The sequence below is a fragment of the Acidovorax sp. genome (assembly GCF_034519795.1).
Taxonomy (GTDB): domain Bacteria; phylum Pseudomonadota; class Gammaproteobacteria; order Burkholderiales; family Burkholderiaceae_C; genus Acidovorax.
Map to the genome: position 1 here is coordinate 58,732 of NZ_JAXHOB010000026.1, position 19,908 is coordinate 78,639.

Sequence of the window (19,908 nt, forward strand, 5' to 3'; positions counted from 1 at the left end):
AAGAAAAGGCCCGCCGAAGCGGGCCGTGGCTGCATGGCGGATGCCGCAGCGTATCAGCTCCCGTGGAACCGCACCACCAGCGGCACGATCAGCAGCGCCACGATGTTGATGATCTTGATCAGCGGGTTGATGGCCGGGCCGGCCGTGTCCTTGTAGGGGTCGCCCACGGTGTCGCCGGTCACGGCGGCCTTGTGCGCCTCGCTGCCCTTGCCGCCATGGTGGCCGTCCTCGATGTACTTCTTGGCATTGTCCCAGGCGCCGCCGCCCGTGCACATGGAGATGGCGACGAACAGCCCGGTGACGATGGTGCCCATGAGCAGGCCGCCGAGCGCCTTGGGCCCCAGGAGCAGGCCGACCACGATGGGCACCACCACGGGCAGCAGGCTGGGGATCACCATCTCCTTGATGGCGGCGGTGGTCAGCATGTCCACGGCCTTGCCGTACTCGGGCTTGCCGGTGCCGTCCATGATGCCGGGGATGGTGCTGAACTGGCGGCGCACCTCCACCACCACCGCGCCGGCCGCGCGGCCCACGGCCTCCATGGCCATGGCGCCGAACAGGTAGGGGATCAGCCCGCCGATGAACAGGCCGACGATGACCATCGGGTCCGACAGGTCGAAGCTGATGGCCTTGCCATAGCTCTCCAGCTTGTGCGTGTAGTCGGCAAACAGCACCAGCGCCGCCAGGCCCGCCGAGCCGATGGCATAGCCCTTGGTCACGGCTTTGGTGGTGTTGCCCACGGCGTCCAGGGGGTCGGTGACGTCGCGCACGCTGCTGGGCAGCTCGGCCATCTCGGCAATGCCGCCGGCGTTGTCGGTGATGGGGCCATAGGCGTCCAGCGCCACCACGATGCCCGCCATGCTCAGCATGGACGTGGCCGCCACGGCGATCCCGTAGAGCCCGGCGAGCTGGTAGGACGCCAGGATCGCCAGGCACACGAAGAGCACCGGCCAGGCCGTGGAGCGCATCGAGACCCCCAGGCCGGCGATGATGTTGGTGCCATGGCCCGTGGTGGAGGCCTGTGCGATGTGCTGCACGGGCGAGTACTGCGTGCCGGTGTAGAACTCGGTGATCCAGACCAGCGCGGCCGTGAGCACCAGCCCCGTGGCGCAGGCGCCGAACAGGCGCATCTGGCTGCCGCTGGCACGGATGGCGTTGTCCGGCATGATCCACACGGTGACGAAGTAGAACGCGATCAGCGACAGAATGCCCGCGATCGCCAGGCCCTTGTACAGGGCGGGCATCACGTTCTTCATGCCCGGCGAGGCCTTCACGAAGAAGCAGCCGATGATCGACGCCACGATGGACACGGCGCCCAGCGCCAGCGGGTACACGGCGGCGTTGACCGGCGCGGCCACCACCATCAGCGCGCCAAGCACCATGGTGGCGATCAGCGTCACGGCGTAGGTCTCGAACAGGTCGGCCGCCATGCCGGCGCAGTCGCCCACGTTGTCGCCCACGTTGTCGGCGATCACGGCCGGGTTGCGCGGGTCGTCTTCAGGGATGCCGGCCTCCACCTTGCCCACCAGGTCGGCGCCCACGTCGGCGCCCTTGGTGAAGATGCCGCCGCCCAGGCGCGCGAAGATCGAGATCAGCGAGGAGCCGAAGGCAAAGCCGATCAGCGGGTTGAGTGCTTCGGCCAGCATGGGGCCCGCAGTGATGCCCCGCGACAGCGCCCAGTAAAAGCCCGTGACGCCCAGCAGGCCCAGGCCCACCACCAGCATGCCGGTGATGGCACCGCCGCGAAAGGCCACGTCGAGCGCGGGGCCGATGCCCTGCGTGGCGGCCTGTGCGGTGCGCACGTTGGCGCGCACCGAGACGTTCATGCCGATGAAGCCGCAGGCGCCGGAGAGGAAGGCGCCCAGGACGAAGCCGAGCGCGGAGGTCAGGTCCAGAAAGGCACCGATGAGAATCGCCAGCACCACGCCGACGATGGCAATGGTCTTGTACTGGCGTGCCAGGTAGGCGGCTGCACCGGCCTGGATGGCGGCAGCAATCTCCTGCATGCGCGCGTTGCCCGCATCCTTGGCAAGAATCCACCCACGGGCCCACACGCCGTAGGCCACCGCAATCAATCCGCAAACCACTGCCAGTATCAGAGGGGACGTCAGCGCTGAGTTGTCAGCCATGCATTTCTCCTTGGTTTTTTCAGTTGCACGGAAGGAAACACAACGCAGGTCGGTGGTGCTTCCGCTGCGTTGCTTCCTCGTGCTCCTGGGGGACGAACCTGCTCAAAATCGGGAGCAGGTTCTCAAGGAGTCGATTGGCCAACAGGCCCAATTTACAGGCAAACGCCGGTTTGCAAGCGGGCAGAAAGGGGCATGCGCCTAAAATCAGGGTTAATCCCGACGCTCTGGGTCCCTATTGGTCCTGACCGGGCTCGCGGGTTATCGTTTCAAACCACACTCCACAGACATGTCCCTGAACCACGTACCTCCTGGCAAGAACGCCCCCGACTCCTTCAACGTCGTCATCGAGATCCCGATGAACGCCGACCCGATCAAGTACGAAGTGGACAAGGAATCGGGCGCGATCTTCGTGGACCGCTTCATGACCACGGCCATGCACTACCCCACCAACTACGGCTATGTGCCGCAGACGCTGTCGGGCGATGGCGACCCGGTGGACGTGCTGGTGATCACCCCCTACCCGCTGTTCCCCGGCGTGGTCGTGCCCTGCCGCCCCATCGGCATCCTGATGATGGAAGACGAAGCCGGCGTCGACGGCAAGGTGCTGGCCGTGCCCACCGACAAGGTGTTGCCCATCTACACCCACTGGCAGAAAGTGGAAGACGTGAACCCGATGCGCCTGAAGGCCATCAGCCACTTCTTCGAGCACTACAAGGACCTGGAAGCCGGCAAGTGGGTCAAGGTGCTGGGCTGGGAAGGCCTGGACGCCGCCAAGAAGGAAATCATGGACGGCATCGCCAACTTCAAGGCCAAGAACAGCGCGGCCTGAGCGCCTGGACCGGCTGCCTCGCCGGCAGCCCGCTGACCGAAAAGCATGCATGCCCGCGCGGGCTGCATGCTTTTTTTCATGGAAACCCCGCACTGTGCACTGCCCCCGCCATTGCTAGACTGGGCAAAGCCAGGGTGTCGGTGCGCAATCCTGCGCCCGCCCTGGCACGAATGGCCGTGGCCAAGGGGTGATATGAAGATTTCCGACGCGCGTATCGGGCTCAAGCTGGGGGTCGGGTTCTTTGCCCTGGTGCTGCTCACGGCCTTGCTGGGAGCGGTCTCGCTGGTCCAGCTCTCACGCATCCACCACAACGCGCAGCAGATCGCCAGCAACCTGCTGCCCAGCGTGGGCTACACGGGCGAGCTCAGGGTGCTGATGAACCGCATGCGGCGCTCCGAAGCCGGCATGATCACTGCCCGCAGCACGGCCGAAGTCCAGGCCTTCGCCGAGCAGATGAGCGCGCGTGCCAAAGACCTGGAGCGCGTGGAAGCCCAGTACGAACCGCTGGTCGGTGCCGGCGAGGAGCGCGAGACCTTCCAGGCCTTTCGCACGCGCAAGGCCGCTTACTACAAGCACCAGGCCCACCTGGTGGAGGTCGCCAAGGGGGTGGATTTCAGCTCCAGTGAAACCATGGAACTGAGCTCCGACGCCTTGTCCGGGCTGTTTGCGGGTGAATCCGAGACCGCCTTCGTGGCCGCTGCCGAAACCCTGGGCCAGTTGCAGAAGATCAACTCCGCGCAGGCCGACAAGGAGCAGGCCGAGGGGCAGTCGGTCTTCCAGGCGGCCCGCATCTGGGTGCTGGGCACGCTGGCGGCCTGTGTGGCGCTCGCCATCGTGCTGGGCGTGTCGATCACGCGCTCGGTCACGCGCCCCGCAGGCCAGGCCGTGAACGCTGCACGCGCCATTGCCGAAGGCGATCTCACGGCGGCCATGCCGGCCCATGGCAGGGATGAAATGGGCCAACTGCTGTCGGCGCTGGAAGACATGCGTGCCAACCTGGCCCGTGTGGTCACCGGCGTGCGCGGCAACGCCGAGAGCGTGGCCTCGGCCAGCGCGCAGATCGCCTCGGGCAACAACGACCTGTCGGCGCGCACCGAGCAGCAGGCCTCGGCGCTGGAAGAGACGGCCGCCTCGATGGAAGAGCTCGGCTCCACCGTGCGCCAGAACGCCGACAACGCGCGCCAGGCCAACCAGTTGGCCCTGAACGCCTCCACCGTGGCCGTGCAGGGCGGCGACGTGGTGGCCGAAGTGGTGGAAACCATGAAAGGCATCAACGCCAGCAGCAGCAAGATCGCCGACATCATCTCGGTCATCGACGGCATCGCCTTCCAGACCAACATCCTGGCCCTGAACGCGGCGGTGGAAGCCGCGCGTGCCGGCGAGCAAGGCCGGGGCTTTGCCGTGGTGGCCAGCGAAGTGCGCAGCCTGGCCGGGCGCAGCGCCGAAGCGGCCAAGGAAATCAAGGGCCTGATCACCGCCAGCGTGGAACGGGTGGAACAAGGCACCCTGCTGGTGGACAAGGCCGGGGCCACCATGACCGAAGTGGTGGCAGCCATTCGGCGCGTGACGGACATCATGGGCGAGATCAGCGCCGCCAGCAGCGAGCAAAGCGCCGGTGTGGGCCAGGTGGGAGAAGCCGTCACGCAGATGGACCAGGCCACGCAGCAGAACGCGGCGCTGGTGGAAGAAATGGCGGCAGCGGCCAGCAGCCTGAACAGCCAGGCGGGCGAACTGGTCAACGCGGTGGCGGTCTTCCGGCTGGCGGGCGACGGCAGCGGTGCAGGCAACTACTGCCCACCGGCACCGGCCCCGGCGGTGCGCAAGCCGGTGGGCATGCCAGCGCCGGCTGCGCGCGCGGCGGTCACGTCCAAGCCAGCGGCCAAGGCCCCAGCGGCCAGCCGGCTGGCGGCACCCAAGGGGCCCGCAGCAGCCAGCCCGGCAGCGGCAGCACCCAAGGCGTCGGCCAAGGCAGGCGGGGGTGGGGAAGATGAGTGGGAAAGTTTTTGAACGCAGGCCGGCAGGCAGTCCCTGGGCCGCCTTCTCTTTCAACCCGCCGTCGGCGGGTTTTTCATTCCTGGAGCGGTGTTGGCCGCGTTCAGCGTGGCCGGTGCGGATCCGGAAACACCAGCTGCAGCCCCGGCAGGGCAGGGCGTTTGAAGGCTTGCCAACCGACTCCCGGCCCCTGCGGCTGGGCCAGCCGGTCGGCCACCACCCACCAGGCGCTCGGGTTCAGGCCGATGCCGAAATGGCTGGCCACCACCTCGATGTTCTCGGTGTGCGGGTTGTGCGCGGCGGGCGCCTGCAGGCTGCCGCGCCAGGCCACCACGCCATCGCTGCGCGAGTAGATGCTGGTGGTGGGCACGGGCGGGGCCTCGGGCAGGTTGTAGTTCTCGGTCTCGCGCTCGATGCTGCGGCCACTGGCGAACTGGTAGATGCGCCAGGCGTTGGTGGAGGTGTGGGGGCCGGCAAAGGGCGTGCCCAGCGTTACCACGCAGCGCACCAGATCGGGCAGCTCCTTGGCCAGTTCGCGCGCATAGATGCCGCCCAGGCTCCAGCCCACCAGGCTCACCTTGGCGCCACTGCGCTGTGCGGCCTGCTGCAGTTGCTGCTTGGCGTTGTCCAGCACGCCTTCGCGTGGGCCCAGGTTCAGGCCCTGGCCCCAGCCCTGGGTGTCGTAGCTGCGCGATTCCAGGTAGCGGCGCAGTGGCGCCGTCGTGGCGTCGCCGGCCGTGAGCCCGGGAAAGACGATGACGCTGTGCCCGTCACCCTGGGGAGCGCGCTGCAGCACGGGCCAGGCGGGCAGCACGGCCCCGAATTCCCAGGGTGCGCGCAACTCCAGCGCCAGCAAGGGCAGGCCAGGGGCAGGCATGTGGTGGGGGTTCTTCTCTTTTTTGGTGAACAGCGTCATCAGGTCATTCCATGGGCGCAAGGCAACTGCCCGGCGGTGTCAGGAGGCGGTGCGGCGGCAGGGCGCCAAGCGTGCCGCGGCCCGCCATTCGGCAGCCTGGGTAACGGTAACATTTTTTTGCACCGGAACCCTCGCCGGGAGTGGAGGCAGCTCTCCAATGAGGCCGTAGACCTGCCCCGCAATCCGGGGGGCAAGCGTGTTGTCGGGGGGCCAGATTTCGTTCTCAAATGTAACTTCCGCTGCTATGCTTTCGGGAGTGCGGCAGGCTATGAGCGTGCGCATCAGCCCTTTACCGAAACGAGCAGCCCATGACCGAACCCTTTGCCGCAGCCCCTTCGCAAACCCCCGCCCACGATGCCTCGCCTGGTGGTCGTGCAAGGGAGTACCTGAGCTTTCGCCTGGGGGCGGAGGAGTACGGCATCGACATCCTTCGGGTGCAGGAGATCCGCTCGTACGAGCAGCCGACCCGCCTGGCCCATTCGCCGGATTTCATCAAGGGGGTGATCGATCTGCGCGGGCGCATCGTGCCCATCCTGGACCTGCGCGTGAAGCTGAGCTGCCCCGAGGCGAGCTATACCGACTTCACCGTGGTCATCATCCTGGACATGGGGGCCCTGCAGGTCGGGGCGGTGGTGGATGCCGTGGCCGATGTGGTCACCCTGGCCCCGGAACTCATCAAGCCCGTGCCGCAGTTCGAGCCCCAGGGCCACCTGGATCCGGCCTTCGTCACCGGCATTGCCAGCGTGGGTGAGCGCATGCTGATCCTGATGGACATCGAGGCCTTGCTCAGCAGTGGCGAAATAGGACTGGTCAAGAACGCTGCGCACGGATAACGTCAAAACACCAAAAAAACCAACCCACGAGGGAACCCATGAATCGCTTGAATATTTCCACGCGGCTGGTGGCGGCGTTCGCCACCATGGTGCTGTTGCTGATCGCCCTGGGAGGGGTCGCGCTGGCGCGCTCTGCCAGCCAGCGCGCGGCGCTCAATGACATCGTTACCATGCGCATCCCCATCACCAAGGCCATGGGCATGCTGGCCGACGGGGTGAACGTGCAGGCCATCCAGTTCCGCAACCTGGCGATCTTCTCGTCGGACACCATCGTCAAATCGTCGCGCGAGCAGATCGCCACGGCGCGCTCGACGATTGCCAAGCAACTGGAAACGCTCACCGCACTGATCCAGTCCGAAAAGGGCAAGGCAAGCCTTGCCCGCATGCAGCAGCACCGCGCCGAATTCCTCAGGCTCGGGGACCAGTACCTGGACCTGGTCGGCAAGGACCAGAAGGAAGATGCGCTGAAGCTGCTGATGGAGCAGTTGCGACCGGTTCAGCTCGAATACCAGAAAACGATCCAGGAACAGGTGGACTACCAGGCTCAGGTCACGGCCGCTGCCGGCGAGCGGGCCGAGGCCGCAGCCAGCGCCCTGCAGCGCGACGTGCTGATTGCCGGTGCGCTGGCGATCGCGCTGGCGATCTTCCTGGCCGTCACCATCATCCGCTCCATCACCCGCCCCCTGGCCCAGGCCGTGCAGGCCGCCGACCGCGTCGCCGCTGGCGACCTCAGCGGCACCATCGCCGTGCAGTCACAGGACGAGACCGGCCAACTGCTCAGCGCCCTGCAGCGCATGCAGCAAAGCCTGGTGGCCACCGTGACCACGGTGCGCAGCAACTCCGAAAGCGTGGCCTCGGCCAGCGCACAGATCGCCTCGGGCAACAACGACCTGTCGGCACGCACCGAGCAGCAGGCCTCGGCACTGGAAGAGACGGCCGCCTCGATGGAAGAACTGGGCTCCACCGTGCGCCAGAACGCAGACAACGCGCGCCAGGCCAACCAGCTGGCCCTGAACGCCTCCACCGTGGCCGTGCAGGGCGGCGACGTGGTGGCCGAAGTGGTGGAAACCATGAAAGGCATCAACGCCAGCAGCAGCAAGATCGCCGACATCATCAGCGTCATCGACGGCATCGCCTTCCAGACCAACATCCTGGCCCTGAACGCGGCGGTGGAAGCCGCGCGTGCCGGAGAGCAAGGCCGGGGCTTTGCCGTGGTGGCCAGCGAAGTGCGCAGCCTGGCCGGGCGCAGCGCCGAAGCGGCCAAGGAAATCAAGGGCCTGATCACCGCCAGCGTGGAACGGGTGGAACAAGGCACCCTGCTGGTGGACAAGGCCGGGGCCACCATGACCGAAGTGGTGGCGGCCATCCGGCGGGTCACCGACATCATGGGCGAGATCAGCGCCGCCAGCAGCGAGCAAAGCGCCGGTGTGGGCCAGGTGGGAGAAGCCGTCACGCAGATGGACCAGGCCACGCAGCAGAACGCGGCGCTGGTGGAAGAAATGGCGGCAGCGGCCAGCAGCCTGAACAGCCAGGCGGGCGAACTGGTCAACGCGGTGGCGGTGTTCCGGCTGGCGGGCGACGGCAGCGGTGCAGGCCACTACCGCGCACCGGCACCGGCGCCAGCCCCGGCGGTGCGCAAGCCGGTGGGCATGCCAGCGCCGGCTGCGCGCGCGGCGGTCACGTCCAAGCCTGCGGCCAAGGCGCCAGCGGGCAGCCGGCTGGCGGCACCCAAGGGGCCCGCAACGGCCAGCCCGGCAGCGGCAGCACCCAAGGCGCCGGCCAAGGCAGCTGGGGGCGGGGAGGAGGAGTGGGAGAATTTCTGATTTGCGTTTGTGGATGGCGCGAGGGCCTGGCAACAGCCTTGCGTACCGTGTCGAAACTTGAGAGGGCGTCGCGGGCTTTGGCTTGAATCTTGCAGAACTGTGTTTACAGTTCGTTACTTCAGGAGACAGGCCATGAATCGGTTCAAGATTTCCACCCGCCTGGCGGGGCTTCTGGCTGTGTTGTGCTGCCTTGTGCTGCTGGTCGGCGGCGCCGGTCTGCTGGGCATGGGGCAGTCCAACGCCGGGCTCAAGTCGGTGTACGACGACCGCGTGGTGCCCCTCAAGCAGATCAAGACCGTGGCCGACATGTACGCGGTCAACGTGGTCGATTCGGCGCACAAGGTGCGCGACGGCGGCATGACCGCCGCCCAGGGCCTGCAGTCGGTGACCGATGCACGCAAGGCCATCGACAGCAACTGGAGCGCCTACCTGGCCACCAGGCTGGCGCCCGAGGAAAAGACGCTGGTGGACCGCTTCAAGCCCCTGCAGGCCAAGGCCGATGCCGCCACCGACACGCTGCTGGGCCTGTTCCGTTCGGGTGATGTTCCGGCGATCACGGCCTTCGCCGCCAAGGACATGTACCCGGCCATGGACCCGCTGCAGGAGGTGCTGGGCCTGCTCATGCAGGTGCAGCTCGACCAGGCCAAGATGGAGTACGACCGGGCTGCCGCCAGCTACCAGACCATCCGGGCGGTGTCCGTGGGCGCGGTGGTGCTGGGTGTGCTGCTGGCGGTGCTGGTGGGCGGCACGATGATCCGCCAGATCTCGCGCTCGCTGGACAATGCGGTGGACATCACCGATGCCGTGTCCCGCGGCGATCTCACGGTGGCAATTCCGGTACAGGGGCGCGATGAGATCGCTCGCCTGCTCACCGGCCTGACGGCCATGCGTGACAACCTGGCCCAGGTGGTATCGGGTGTGCGCGGCAATGCGCAGGGCGTGGCCTCTGCCAGCTCCGAGATCGCCTCGGGCAACCATGACCTGTCCATCCGCACGGAGGAGCAGGCCAGTGCCCTGCAGCAGACCGCCGCGTCCATGGAGGAACTGAGCTCCACCGTCCGGCAGAACGCCGACAACGCGCGCCAGGCCAACCAGTTGGCCATGAGCGCCTCCACCGTGGCCGTGCAGGGGGGCGACGTGGTGTCCGAAGTGGTGGAGACCATGAAGGGCATCAACGACAGCAGCAAGAAGATTTCCGACATCATCGGCGTCATCGACGGCATTGCCTTCCAGACCAATATCCTGGCGCTCAACGCGGCCGTGGAAGCTGCCCGCGCCGGGGAGCAGGGTCGGGGCTTTGCCGTGGTGGCCAGCGAGGTGCGCAGCCTGGCGGGCCGCAGTGCCGAGGCGGCCAAGGAGATCAAGAGCCTGATCCATGCCAGCGTGGAGCGCGTCGAGCAGGGCACGCTGCTGGTCGACAAGGCGGGCACCACCATGACGGAGGTGGTGGCCTCCATCCGCCGCGTCACGGACATCATGGGCGAGATCAGCGCTGCCAGCACCGAGCAGAGTCAGGGCGTGTCCCAGGTGGGCGAGGCGGTCACGCAGATGGACCAGGTCACCCAGCAGAATGCCGCCCTGGTCGAGGAAATGGCCGCCGCCGCCGGCAGCCTGAGCCACCAGGCCCGGGCGCTGGTCGAGGCCGTGGAGGTGTTCAAGCTGTCGGCGGACGCGCCAGCGGCCCAGGCTGCCACTGCGCCTCGCCCGCGCCCTTCGCCCCCGGTGTCGCCGCCCGCCGCGCGCAAGCCGATCGCCGGGGGGGCACCGCGCAAGCTCGCGGCACCTGCACCCGCCGCTGCCAAACCGCCTGCCGCCGCAGCGGGGGCGAGCGCCAAGGCGGCTTCCGATGATGACTGGGAGAGCTTCTGAGAGGGCGTGCAGGTGCTGCGCCTGGGTTGAATGGTGAACGCACCAAAGTGATGCAAATTCGGCTGCGCGGAGGTAAATCGCCCTTGTTTGGTGCTTTCTGGTGATTGGCTGAACTGTTGTGGTGCACACGATGGGGCTGAAGCCCCATCGTGGTCAAGGATCAACGGCTGGTTCAGTGCCCTGGCATGGCGTCTGGCTGCTGCAGGCTATTCAGCCGCGCCACTGCATTGGCCGGCAACTGCAGTTGCGCCGCCGCCAGGTTCTGCTGCAGGTGGACGACCGACGAGGTACCGGGAATCAGCAGCACATTGGGTGAGCGCTGCAGCAGCCACGCCAGCGCCACCTGCATGGGCGTGGCGCCGAGCTCGGCCGCCACTTCCGACAGCACGCCCGACTGCAGCGGGCTGAAGCCGCCCAGCGGGAAGAAGGGCACATAGGCCGTGCCTTCGGCGGCCAGTTGCGTGAGCAGACCTTCGTCCTCGCGATGGGCCAGGTTGTACATGTTCTGCACGCAGGCGATGGGGGTGATCCTGCGGCCCTCCTGCACCTGGCGTGCCGTCACGTTGCTCAGGCCGATGTGGCGTATCAATCCCTGGTGCTGCAGCTCGGCCAGCGCAGTCAGGGGTTCCTCCAGCGAACCCTCGGCCGGGCCGTGCACGCTGAACATGGCGCGCAGGTTCACCACGTCCAGCACATCGAGGCCCAGGTTGCGCAGGTTGTCGTGCACGGCCTGCGTGAGTTCTGCGGCCAAGAACGCAGGCAGCCACGCAGCATCGTCGCCGCGCCGGGCGCCCACCTTGGTCACGATGGTCAGGCCATCGCGGTAGGGGTGCAGCGCCTCCCGGATGATCTGGTTGGTCACGTGCGGGCCGTAGAAGTCGCTGGTGTCGATGTGGTCGACGCCGCTTTCCACGGCGGCGCGCAGCACGGCCGCGGCCGTGGCGCGGTCCTTGGGCGGGCCGAACACGCCGGGGCCGGCCAGCTGCATGGCGCCGTAGCCCAGGCGCTTCACATCACGGTGGCCGAGGCGGTAGCTGCCGGCCTTGTCGATTGCTGTCATGGGAGAGTCCTTTCAATAGGGATGCATCGACTGTAGGCACGCAGCCTGTGTACGATAAGCCGGTTGAGTGCGCACGGGTTGTGCGGCACAGCGAACAATCCATCAAGGAATCCTGTCCATGGCCGAGCAGTTGGGTGATCTGGCCGCCTTTGTCGCCGTGGCACGCGGCGGTGGTTTCCGCGAGGCGGCGCGCTTGGGCGGTGTCAGCGCGTCGAGCCTGAGCGAGGCCGTGCGCCGGCTCGAAGCACGGCTGGGCGTGCGCCTGCTGCACCGCACGACGCGCAGCGTGGCGCCCACCGAGGCCGGGGCGCGCCTGCTCGAACGCCTGGGCCCGGCGCTGGGCGAGGTGGAGGCAGCGCTCGACGTGGTCAACGGCTTTCGCGACCGGCCCGCCGGCACCCTGCGCCTCAACGTGCCCGCCAGCGCGGCACGCCTGGTGCTGCCGGCCATCGTGCCACCGTTCCTCGCGGCCTACCCCGACATCCGCCTGGACGTGGTGGTGGAAGAGGGCTTCGTCGACATCCTTGCCGAAGGCTGCGACGCCGGCATCCGCTACGACGAGCGGCTGGAGCAGGACATGATCGCCATCCCCATCGGCCCGCGCTGGCAGCGCATGGCCACGGCCGCTGCACCCGCCTACCTGGCCGCACGTGGCCGGCCCGAACACCCGCGCGACCTGATGCAGCACGCCTGCCTGCGCGGCCGTTTTGCCAGCGGCGCCATGCCCACCTGGGAGTTCGAGTGCGATGGCGAGGTGGTCGTCGTAGATCCGTTCGGCCCCTTGATCGTGCGCATCTCGGGTGGCGTGGACCTGGCGGTGGAGGTGGCGCTCGCGGGCTGCGGCATCATCCACATGTTCGAAGACTGGTTGCAGCCCCATCTCGATAGCGGGGCGCTGGTGCCGGTGCTGGAGGGCTGGGCCCAGCCTTTTTCAGGGCCGTTTCTCTACTACTCCGGGCGGCGGTACCTGCCAGCGCCGCTGCGGGCGTTTGTGGATTTTGTGCGAGGGCAGTCTGCCGCTTTCGGCGAGGATTGAATTCGATGGTGAATGGCTATCCCTGCCTGAACGGACTGCGCCCCTGCAGTTCCTCCAGATAGCCTTCCACCCCCTGGCCTTCACGCTCCAGAAAACGCTCCACCGCCTCGGCGAAGGCCGGGTGCGCCAGCCAGTGGGCGCTGGTGGCCTGCACCGGCAGCAGTGCGCGTGCCATCTTGTGCTCGCCCTGGGCGCCGCCCTCGAAGCGCTGCGCGCCGTGTTCAATGCACCACTGCAGCGGCTGGTAGTAGCAGGCCTCGAAGTGCAGGCAGTCCACGCGCTCCAGCGCGCCCCAGTAACGGCCATAGGCGACGAGCCCGTCCGTGCCGTCACCATTGCCCTCGTTCCCCAGCGCGATCAGGCTGCTGGCGATGGGGTGGCCGTCCTTCTCGGCGATGAACAGCAGCCAGGCCTCGGGCATGGTCTGCGCCATGCGCGCGAAGAAGTCGCGCGTGAGGTAGGGCGGGTTGCCGTGCTCCAGGTAGGTGCGCTCGTAGCAGCGGTAGAAGAAGTCCCAATCGTCGGGGCTGATGTCGGCGCCACGCGACCAGCGGAAGGTGACGCCCGCCTCGGCCACGCGTCTGCGCTCCTGGCGGATCTTCTTGCGCTTGTCCTGGGCCAGGCTGGCGAGGAAGTCGTCGAAGCTGGCGTAGCGGGCCGGCGGTGTGTTGTTGCCATCCGGGGATGCGGGCGACGCGGGTACCGTCGGCGATTCATTCTTCCAGTGGAATTGGACCGTATGGCGCAGCATCAGGCCTTCGCCGGCGCTTGTCCTGATGTCGTCATTGCTGGCGAACAGCACATGCACCGACGACACGCCCTGGCTCTCGCACCACTGGCAGACGGCCTGCACGAGCAGGGCGCGGCTCTCTTCGTCGCGCGCCATCAGGCGGGTGCCGGGCACGGGGGTGAAGGGCACGGCGATGGTGGCCTTGGGGTAGTAGGGCACGCCATGCTGTTCGTAGGCGCTGGCCCAGGCCCAGTCGAAGACGTACTCGCCATACGAGTGGCTCTTGAGGTACAGCGGGCAGGCGGCCAGCAGCGTGTCGCCGTCCCACAGCGTCATGAAGCGCGGCGTCCAGCCCCTTTTCGGTGTGGCGCTGCCGCTCTCGTGCAGGGCCGTGAGGTACTCGTGGCGCAGAAAGGGCGTGGGGTGGCTCTGCAAAGCCAGCAGGCCGTTCCAGGCATTGGCGTCCACCTCCTGCGGAGAGGCGAGCACGCGGGCGATAATGTGCAATTGCTCAGCCATGTGTGCCCAGCGGCCTGCATTGCACTGCCGGATGGCGGTCTGCGGCGGGTTGCGGGCCTGCATTGGCGGTTGTCTTCAACCTGGCCCCAGGGGCCTTCTCCAGTTCCATGACGCTCTCCATTTGCACAGCGCAGCTCAATTTCGTGGTGGGCGACATGCCCGGCAATGCGCAAAAGATCATTGCCGCGGCGCGGGACGCCCATGCCCAGGGTGCGCAGTTGCTGCTCACGCCCGAATTGGCGATCTGCGGTTACGCGGCGGAGGACCTGTTCCTGCGCCCGGCCTTCATCGCCGCCTGCGATGATGCCGTGAAAACCGTGGCCCGTGAGACTGCGGGGTTGAAAGGCCTGGCCATCGTGCTCGGGCATCCGCAGGCGGTGCGTGCCGATGCCCCGGCCTTCAGCGCCTGTTTCAACGCCGCCAGCGTTCTGCGCGATGGCGTGGTGGAGCAGACCTATGCCAAGCGCGAGCTGCCCAACTACCAGGTGTTCGACGAGCGCCGCTACTTCGTGGCCGGGCAATCGCCCTGCGTGTTCGAGGTGGGCGGGTTGCGCGTGGGCCTGCTGGTCTGCGAGGACGCCTGGTTCGCCGCGCCCGCGCGCGATGCGGCTGCCGCCGGTGCACAGCTGCTGGCGGTGATCAATGCCTCGCCCTTTCACCTGGGCAAGAGCGCCGAACGCGAGGACACCATGCGCGAGCGCGTGCGCGAGACGGGGCTGCCCCTGGTCTACGCCCATTTGGTGGGCGGGCAGGACGAGGTGGTGTTCGAGGGCCGCTCCTTCGCCTTGGGGGCCGATGGCACCGTGGCGGCACGGGCGCCTGGTTTCGAGGAAGCGCTGTTCACTGTGCAGGTAGAGGCTGGCAACGGCACCACGCCGCCAGCATTCCAAGGCGACATCGCCCCGCTGCGCAGTGCCGAGGCCGACCTGTGGGACGCCCTGGTGATGGGCGTGCGCGACTATGTGGGCAAGAACCGCTTCCCCAGCGTGCTGCTGGGCCTGTCGGGCGGCATCGACTCGGCCTTGGTGCTGGCGATCGCCGTGGATGCGCTGGGCGCAGACAAGGTGCGTGCGGTGATGATGCCCTCGCCGTACACGGCCGACATCAGCTGGATCGACGCGCGCGACATGGCCACCCGCATGGGCGTGCGCTATGACGAGATTTCCATCCAACCCCAGTTCGAGGCCTTCAAGGCGGCGCTGGCCAGCGACTTTGCGGGCCTGGTTGAGGACACGACCGAGGAGAACCTGCAGGCGCGCATCCGCGGCACGCTGCTCATGGCCCTGTCCAACAAGTTCGGCTCCATCGTGCTGACCACGGGCAACAAGAGCGAAATGTCCACCGGCTACTGCACGCTCTATGGCGACATGGCCGGCGGTTTCGCCGTGATCAAGGACGTGGCCAAGACCACCGTGTTCGCGCTGTGCCGCTGGCGCAATGCCCACGACCCCTACGGCACGGGCGCCAGCCCGATCCCCGAGCGCATCATCACCCGCCCGCCGAGTGCCGAGCTGCGCCCCGACCAGAAGGACCAGGACAGCCTGCCGCCCTACGACGTGCTGGACGCCATCGTCTCGCGCTACATGGAGAACGACGAGCCCATCGAATCCATCATCGCCGCGGGCTTTGCGCGCGCCGACGTGGAGCGCGTGACGCGGCTCATCAAGATCAACGAATACAAGCGCCAGCAGGCGCCCGTAGGGATTCGCGTCACGCGCCGCAGCTTCGGCAAGGATTGGCGTTACCCTATCACCAATAGCTTTCGCGCTTGATGCCGTACTGACGGCCTGAGTTGAGGCCACGAGCAGCCCGTTCCCTTTTTTTCATCTCCAGGAGACCCGCCATGAAAATGATCACCGCCGTCATCAAGCCCTTCAAGCTCGAAGAAGTCCGCGAAGCCCTGGCCGAATGCGGCGTGACGGGCCTGACCGTCACCGAAGTCAAGGGCTTCGGCCGCCAGAAGGGCCACACCGAGCTGTACCGTGGCGCCGAGTACGTGGTGGACTTCCTGCCCAAGGTGAAGGTCGAGGTCGTCGTCAAGAGCGAGGACGTGGACCGCTGCGTGGATGCCATCGTCAACGTGGCGCGCACCGGCAAGATCGGTGACGGCAAGATCTTCGTGACCGCTGTGGAGCGCACGGTGCGCATCCGCACCGGCGATCTGGACGACGCTGCTGTATAGGCTCCCCCTGAGTCGCTTCGCGCCATCCCCCTGAGGGGGACGCCACCAGTGGCCTGGCAAAGCCAGTTCCACGGTGGCACTGGCGTTGCATCGCGCCAGTTTTGGCGGGCCTTTGGCCTAGATCACCGAGCGCAGCGGAATCTGGCGCGCATTGTTGCCGGCCTGCTCCACCAGCGTCTGCAGCAGGGCTGGGGTGTCGCTGCCGGCATGCAGCAGCCCCATCTGCCACTCTCCCATGAAGCCGCTGGCCACGCTGTGGTTCAAAAAGGCCAGCAGGCCGTCGTAGTAGCCGGCCACGTTGAGCAGGCCCAGGGGCTTGTCGTGGTAGCCCAGCTGGCGCCAGGTCCAGACCTCGAACAGTTCCTCGAAGGTGCCGATGCCGCCGGGCAGGGCGATGAAGGCGTCGCTGCGCTCGGCCATCATGGCCTTGCGCTCGTGCATGGTCTGCACGATGTGCAGTTCGTCGCACGCCCGGTTGGCCAGTTCCTTGTCCACCAGGGCCTGGGGGATGATGCCGACCACGCGGCCGCCGGCCCGGCGTGTGGACTCGGCCACCGTGCCCATGAGGCCGCTGCGCCCGCCGCCGTAGACCAGTTGGCCGCCGTGCGCGCCGATCCATTCGCCCACGGCCTTGGCGGCCTGGGTGTAGGCGGCGTCTTCGCCGGGGCGTGAGCCGCAGTAGACGCAGATGGAAAAAGCCGGTTCGTCAGCCATGGGTGATCCTCTGGAAGATGGCCCCCGCCCAGATGCCCACGCACAGCAGCAGGGCCAGCAGCACCGCGGCGCTGCCCATGTCCTTGGCGCGCTTGGACAGGTCGTGCCATTCCGGCCCGATGCGGTCGATGGCGGTCTCGATGCCGGTGTTGAGCAGCTCGACGATCATCACGATCACCACCGAGCCGGCCAGCAGGGCCACTTCCACCCAACTGCGGCCCAGCCACAGCGAGACGGGCAGCAGCACGATGGCGGCGATGGCTTCCTGGCGGAAGGCCTTTTCGCCCCAGCCGGCGCGCAGGCCTTCCAGGGAATAGCCGGCTGCGTGCCAGATGCGGTTCAGCCCGGTGCGGGCTTTCTGGGGATTGGCGGGGGCAGTGGGCTGGGGTGTGGACATAAGGAAAAACCGGGATTCTCGCGCAGTGTTGTGACGGTGGGCTTAAGAACCTGCTCAAAGAAGCCCGCACCGAAGGTGCCTACTTCTTGCGGTGCTCGAAATGCACCAGCCGCGTGCCAGCCAGGGCATCGTGCCAGAACTGCCGCTGTGGATGGAAGCGCGCCAGAATGGCCCACACGGCCACCCAGCCGATGACCAGCACCGTGGTCTCGGCGCCCGAGAGCGCAAAGGGCGACACGGCGGCCAGCGGCGGCAAGAACCACAGCCAGCTGAGCACGTAGCGCAGCAGGGCGCGTGGCTGGCTGATGGGGTGGCCGGCGCGGTCCACCACGCGGATGTTCCAGGTCTTCATGGCCAGAGTCTGGCCCTTGGCCCAGAACCAGGTGAAGTAGATGCCGAACACCACGAACAGAAAGGCCTGCAGCGCATGGCGGTTGTCCATGGCGTTGCGTGTCTGGCTCAAGGTGCCGAACAGGTAGCCGGCGATGAACACCACGCCGAACATCAGCATGCCTTCGTACAGCCAGCAGGCCATGCGGCGCATGAGGCTGGGGGTGGCGGCGGCAGCGCTGGCCTGGGCCGCCATGTCTGCCTGCGGCGTGCTGCTGGGGGTGGGAGATGCGGGCATTCCGGGCTGCGGGATCGGCGCGGCGGGCGCCGTCAGTTGTTGGGGTACAGGCCGGAATTGTCGGCGCTGGGCGGTGCGGCAGGGGCTGCGGGGTCGGAGCCCGCAGGTCCCAGTGGGGGCAGTGGGGCCGGTACGGCAATGGGCACGGCCACGGGCGCCGTTTCCACGACCACCGGGGTTGCCGGGCTGGAGGCCGGGGTCTCCGAGAGGGCGGGCGCTGCAGGTGGCACCGGCATGGCCAGGCGCGGGCCGTGGTTGGTCACCGGCGGAATCTTGGGGGCGTTGGGGCGCAGGGGGTTGGCCCGCGTAGCGGCCGGCACCTGCACCAGTTTGCGTGGGGATACCGGGCGCAGCGCCGTTGCCGCGCCCTGGGGCTTGGGCGGGGCCTTGGCGGCCAGCATGCTGCGCTCTTCGGCGGTCAGGGCCTGGTAGGCCTCCCACTGCGCGAGCTTGTTGTCCCGGGCCAGGCGGTTGGTGCTGGCGTAGTTCAGGCGGGCCTGGCTGCGCTGCTGTGCGCTCAGGCTGGCCCATTCGGTCATGCGGCTGTGCAATTTGGCCTGCTCTTCTTCGGGCAGCTCCGGAAAGTTCACCGCCAGCGCCAGCCAGCGGCGCTTTTGCAGCTCGCTGATCAGCGCCCAGCGTTCGGCCAGGGGGTAGAGCGCGAGTTTTTGCCGCGTGTTCAGTGTTTCCCAGCCCGGGCCGGCGGCCACTTCGGCCAGGCCTTCGGAGGGCAGGGCGGTGGCGCCGCCGGCGGGGCGCAGGGCTGTCGCCGCCACAGGGGTGGGGCGCGTGGCGGCGGAAGGCAGCAAGGTGGCAGGCGCCATGCCCACCTGTTGCACGACGACCGTCACGGCGAAAACGGCCAGCGCGCCCAGAAGCGCCAAAGCCAGCACGATGGCTGGCAGTGGTGGGGGGGCGTCGGGAAGTCCTTTATGCATGCATCGGGCAGTGGGCCAAATCAATGATTTTGCGCTGCCGTCTTGAGGAACTGGACAAATCCCGGGTCGGAGTAGGCTTCTGGAGGCAACTCATCGGTCAGCAGGGCAGCATCCACCTCGGCGATCTCGTTGGCACCAGACTCGTCCTGCACCGTGCTGATGAAGAACAGGCCCACCACCAGTGCGATCAGCGGAACGGCCGACACCAGCGCATTCCACCAGTTGCTGCCTTCGCTGCCGCCACCGCCGCCGAGGGTGGCCGTGGCGCCACCGGCCAGCACCACCGGGGCGGCCGCCCTGGCCGGTGCGCGCACGGGGGCCAGCACCTTGCGCCGGGCCAGTGCCTGCATGCGCGAGGCGCGCAGGCGCTCGGAGATGTCATAGGGCAGATCCTGCGAGCCATCCGTCAGCCGTGCCGATACGCGGCGGGCAAAACGTTCTGCTGCAGCTTCCTGGGAGGTGTTGGGGGTGGTGTTCACAGTTCTATTCCTTTGGCTTTCAGTGCCTTGCTGAGGGTTTGTATGGCACGAAAACAGTGCGTTTTCACACTGCCTTCCGAACAACCCATGGCGGCTGCCGTTTCTGATACATCCATTTCTTCCCAGTAACGCATGAGGAAGGCTTCCCGTTGACGTGCTGGCAATTCTTCTATCTCGGCCTCTATCTGGTGAAAGGTCTGTGCCCTTCGGGTCAGGTCTTCGGCACTTTCGGCCTTGTCCCCGTCGTCCGGGCCGGAGTACGCCTCCAACAGATCAAAATCCATGCCATCTTCTCCGGGCCCTTCGAAGTCGCTCATGCTCGAAAACAGTGCATTGCGCGTCTTCTGGCGCCGAAACCAGTCCAGAGTGCTGTTGGAGAGGATGCGCTGGAACAGCATGGGCAGCTCGGCCGCCGGCTTGTCCCCATAGTGTTCGGCCAGCTTGAGCATGCTGTCCTGCACGATGTCCAGGGCCGCTTCCTCATTGCGGACATGGTAGACCGAGCGCTTGAACGCGCGCTTTTCTACACTTTTGAGGAAATCGGAGAGTTCTTGTTCGGTTGCCAAGAGGGGTCAGCCCGGGAATGGGATGTTGAAAGTGCACGCCAGTGCGGCGCCCCAACAACAGATGCAGGACCCCCTCGCAGGGGAGCCCAGCCGCCGATTATCGCATCCCACGGTGTTTTTTTAGCCATGGGGCGCATTTGCGCGTGTTGCAGTGCGATAATTGGCGCTGCAATTCAAAAGGCAAACGGGTCACGGTCCGGCGCGGCAATCATCCACGCCCATGTCCTTGGCCTCAAGTTCCAAGCTGGCTTCACAAGAGTCCATGCAA

18 protein-coding genes are annotated in these 19,908 nt (G+C 67.1%); 8 read left to right on the forward strand and 10 right to left on the reverse strand.

The window, feature by feature from the left end; all coding sequences use genetic code 11:
- Positions 1-53: 53 nt before the first annotated feature.
- Positions 54-2,129 (reverse strand): sodium-translocating pyrophosphatase, encoded by a 2,076-nt coding sequence (locus U5N23_RS27390; protein WP_322595869.1) that lies wholly within the window; start codon positions 2,127-2,129, stop codon positions 54-56.
- Between the two features lie 286 nt (positions 2,130-2,415).
- Here U5N23_RS27390 and ppa point away from each other — a divergent pair, with 286 nt between their 5' ends.
- Positions 2,416-2,958 carry an inorganic diphosphatase gene (ppa, locus tag U5N23_RS27395; RefSeq protein ID WP_322595870.1) on the forward strand — a complete coding sequence of 181 codons (543 nt, stop codon included), beginning with the start codon at positions 2,416-2,418 and terminating at the stop codon, positions 2,956-2,958.
- A 192-nt stretch (positions 2,959-3,150) separates the two neighbouring features.
- Positions 3,151-4,965 carry a methyl-accepting chemotaxis protein gene (locus U5N23_RS27400; protein ID WP_322595871.1) on the forward strand — a complete coding sequence of 605 codons (1,815 nt, stop codon included), beginning with the start codon at positions 3,151-3,153 and terminating at the stop codon, positions 4,963-4,965.
- 88 nt (positions 4,966-5,053) lie between these two features.
- Here U5N23_RS27400 and U5N23_RS27405 read toward each other — a convergent pair whose 3' ends face one another.
- Positions 5,054-5,866, reverse strand: coding sequence for an alpha/beta hydrolase (locus U5N23_RS27405; protein ID WP_322595872.1), 813 nt, complete (start codon positions 5,864-5,866; stop codon positions 5,054-5,056).
- Positions 5,867-6,174: 308 nt separating this feature from the next.
- Here U5N23_RS27405 and U5N23_RS27410 point away from each other — a divergent pair, with 308 nt between their 5' ends.
- The 3 genes from U5N23_RS27410 to U5N23_RS27420 all read left to right on the forward strand — a co-directional run bounded on the left by U5N23_RS27410 (position 6,175) and on the right by U5N23_RS27420 (position 10,391).
- Positions 6,175-6,699 carry a chemotaxis protein CheW gene (locus U5N23_RS27410; protein WP_322595873.1) on the forward strand — a complete coding sequence of 175 codons (525 nt, stop codon included), beginning with the start codon at positions 6,175-6,177 and terminating at the stop codon, positions 6,697-6,699.
- 38 nt (positions 6,700-6,737) lie between these two features.
- A complete protein-coding gene (locus U5N23_RS27415; RefSeq protein WP_322595874.1) occupies positions 6,738-8,522 on the forward strand; it encodes a methyl-accepting chemotaxis protein in 1,785 nt (594 codons plus the stop codon).
- Between the two features lie 132 nt (positions 8,523-8,654).
- The gene (locus tag U5N23_RS27420; RefSeq protein WP_322595875.1) at positions 8,655-10,391 is read left to right on the forward strand and encodes a methyl-accepting chemotaxis protein; all 1,737 of its coding nucleotides are present in this window, start codon (positions 8,655-8,657) and stop codon (positions 10,389-10,391) included.
- Positions 10,392-10,563: 172 nt separating this feature from the next.
- Here U5N23_RS27420 and U5N23_RS27425 read toward each other — a convergent pair whose 3' ends face one another.
- A complete protein-coding gene (locus U5N23_RS27425; protein WP_322595876.1) occupies positions 10,564-11,451 on the reverse strand; it encodes an aldo/keto reductase family oxidoreductase in 888 nt (295 codons plus the stop codon).
- A gap of 118 nt (positions 11,452-11,569) precedes the next feature.
- Between U5N23_RS27425 and U5N23_RS27430 the strand changes: the two genes are divergently transcribed.
- A complete protein-coding gene (locus U5N23_RS27430; RefSeq protein WP_322595877.1) occupies positions 11,570-12,487 on the forward strand; it encodes a LysR family transcriptional regulator in 918 nt (305 codons plus the stop codon).
- Positions 12,488-12,503: 16 nt separating this feature from the next.
- Here U5N23_RS27430 and U5N23_RS27435 read toward each other — a convergent pair whose 3' ends face one another.
- Complete coding sequence (locus U5N23_RS27435) at positions 12,504-13,736, reverse strand: GNAT family N-acetyltransferase (protein WP_322595878.1); 1,233 nt, start codon at positions 13,734-13,736, stop codon at positions 12,504-12,506.
- 107 nt (positions 13,737-13,843) lie between these two features.
- On the opposite strand from U5N23_RS27435, the gene U5N23_RS27440 reads away from it, so the two are divergent.
- Entirely contained in the window at positions 13,844-15,508 is a 1,665-nt protein-coding gene (locus U5N23_RS27440; protein ID WP_322595879.1) for an NAD+ synthase, read from the forward strand.
- A 71-nt stretch (positions 15,509-15,579) separates the two neighbouring features.
- On the forward strand, positions 15,580-15,918 hold the full coding sequence (locus tag U5N23_RS27445) for a P-II family nitrogen regulator (RefSeq protein WP_015013651.1): 339 nt from the start codon (positions 15,580-15,582) through the stop codon (positions 15,916-15,918).
- A gap of 117 nt (positions 15,919-16,035) precedes the next feature.
- Here U5N23_RS27445 and U5N23_RS27450 read toward each other — a convergent pair whose 3' ends face one another.
- From U5N23_RS27450 to U5N23_RS27475, 6 genes are all read right to left on the reverse strand, one after another.
- Positions 16,036-16,632: a TIGR00730 family Rossman fold protein gene (locus U5N23_RS27450; RefSeq protein WP_322595880.1), complete on the reverse strand. Its 597-nt coding sequence runs from the start codon at positions 16,630-16,632 to the stop codon at positions 16,036-16,038.
- Positions 16,625-17,029 (reverse strand): diacylglycerol kinase, encoded by a 405-nt coding sequence (locus U5N23_RS27455; protein ID WP_322595881.1) that lies wholly within the window; start codon positions 17,027-17,029, stop codon positions 16,625-16,627. The genes U5N23_RS27450 and U5N23_RS27455 overlap by 8 nt, the downstream gene beginning before the upstream one ends.
- A gap of 79 nt (positions 17,030-17,108) precedes the next feature.
- Positions 17,109-17,657, reverse strand: coding sequence for an RDD family protein (locus U5N23_RS27460; RefSeq protein WP_416208677.1), 549 nt, complete (start codon positions 17,655-17,657; stop codon positions 17,109-17,111).
- 32 nt (positions 17,658-17,689) lie between these two features.
- Positions 17,690-18,595, reverse strand: a complete 906-nt coding sequence (locus tag U5N23_RS27465; protein WP_322595882.1) for a DUF3106 domain-containing protein — start codon at positions 18,593-18,595, stop codon at positions 17,690-17,692.
- A gap of 20 nt (positions 18,596-18,615) precedes the next feature.
- Entirely contained in the window at positions 18,616-19,074 is a 459-nt protein-coding gene (locus U5N23_RS27470) for a DUF3619 family protein (protein WP_322595883.1), read from the reverse strand.
- Entirely contained in the window at positions 19,071-19,640 is a 570-nt protein-coding gene (locus U5N23_RS27475) for an RNA polymerase sigma factor (protein ID WP_322595884.1), read from the reverse strand. The genes U5N23_RS27470 and U5N23_RS27475 overlap by 4 nt, the downstream gene beginning before the upstream one ends.
- Between the last annotated feature and the right edge of the window lie 268 nt (positions 19,641-19,908).

Bases quoted from the DNA above. Each gene is read 5' to 3' on its own strand.
- U5N23_RS27390 (WP_322595869.1), bottom strand. From the start codon at position 2,129: ATGGCTGACAACTCAGCGCTGACGTCCCCTCTGATACTGGCAGTGGTT.
- ppa (WP_322595870.1), top strand. From the start codon at position 2,416: ATGTCCCTGAACCACGTACCTCCTGGCAAGAACGCCCCCGACTCCTTC.
- U5N23_RS27400 (WP_322595871.1), top strand. From the start codon at position 3,151: ATGAAGATTTCCGACGCGCGTATCGGGCTCAAGCTGGGGGTCGGGTTC.
- U5N23_RS27405 (WP_322595872.1), bottom strand. From the start codon at position 5,866: ATGACGCTGTTCACCAAAAAAGAGAAGAACCCCCACCACATGCCTGCC.
- U5N23_RS27410 (WP_322595873.1), top strand. From the start codon at position 6,175: ATGACCGAACCCTTTGCCGCAGCCCCTTCGCAAACCCCCGCCCACGAT.
- U5N23_RS27415 (WP_322595874.1), top strand. From the start codon at position 6,738: ATGAATCGCTTGAATATTTCCACGCGGCTGGTGGCGGCGTTCGCCACC.
- U5N23_RS27420 (WP_322595875.1), top strand. From the start codon at position 8,655: ATGAATCGGTTCAAGATTTCCACCCGCCTGGCGGGGCTTCTGGCTGTG.
- U5N23_RS27425 (WP_322595876.1), bottom strand. From the start codon at position 11,451: ATGACAGCAATCGACAAGGCCGGCAGCTACCGCCTCGGCCACCGTGAT.
- U5N23_RS27430 (WP_322595877.1), top strand. From the start codon at position 11,570: ATGGCCGAGCAGTTGGGTGATCTGGCCGCCTTTGTCGCCGTGGCACGC.
- U5N23_RS27435 (WP_322595878.1), bottom strand. From the start codon at position 13,736: ATGGCTGAGCAATTGCACATTATCGCCCGCGTGCTCGCCTCTCCGCAG.
- U5N23_RS27440 (WP_322595879.1), top strand. From the start codon at position 13,844: ATGACGCTCTCCATTTGCACAGCGCAGCTCAATTTCGTGGTGGGCGAC.
- U5N23_RS27445 (WP_015013651.1), top strand. From the start codon at position 15,580: ATGAAAATGATCACCGCCGTCATCAAGCCCTTCAAGCTCGAAGAAGTC.
- U5N23_RS27450 (WP_322595880.1), bottom strand. From the start codon at position 16,632: ATGGCTGACGAACCGGCTTTTTCCATCTGCGTCTACTGCGGCTCACGC.
- U5N23_RS27455 (WP_322595881.1), bottom strand. From the start codon at position 17,029: ATGTCCACACCCCAGCCCACTGCCCCCGCCAATCCCCAGAAAGCCCGC.
- U5N23_RS27460 (WP_416208677.1), bottom strand. From the start codon at position 17,657: ATGCCCGCATCTCCCACCCCCAGCAGCACGCCGCAGGCAGACATGGCG.
- U5N23_RS27465 (WP_322595882.1), bottom strand. From the start codon at position 18,595: ATGCATAAAGGACTTCCCGACGCCCCCCCACCACTGCCAGCCATCGTG.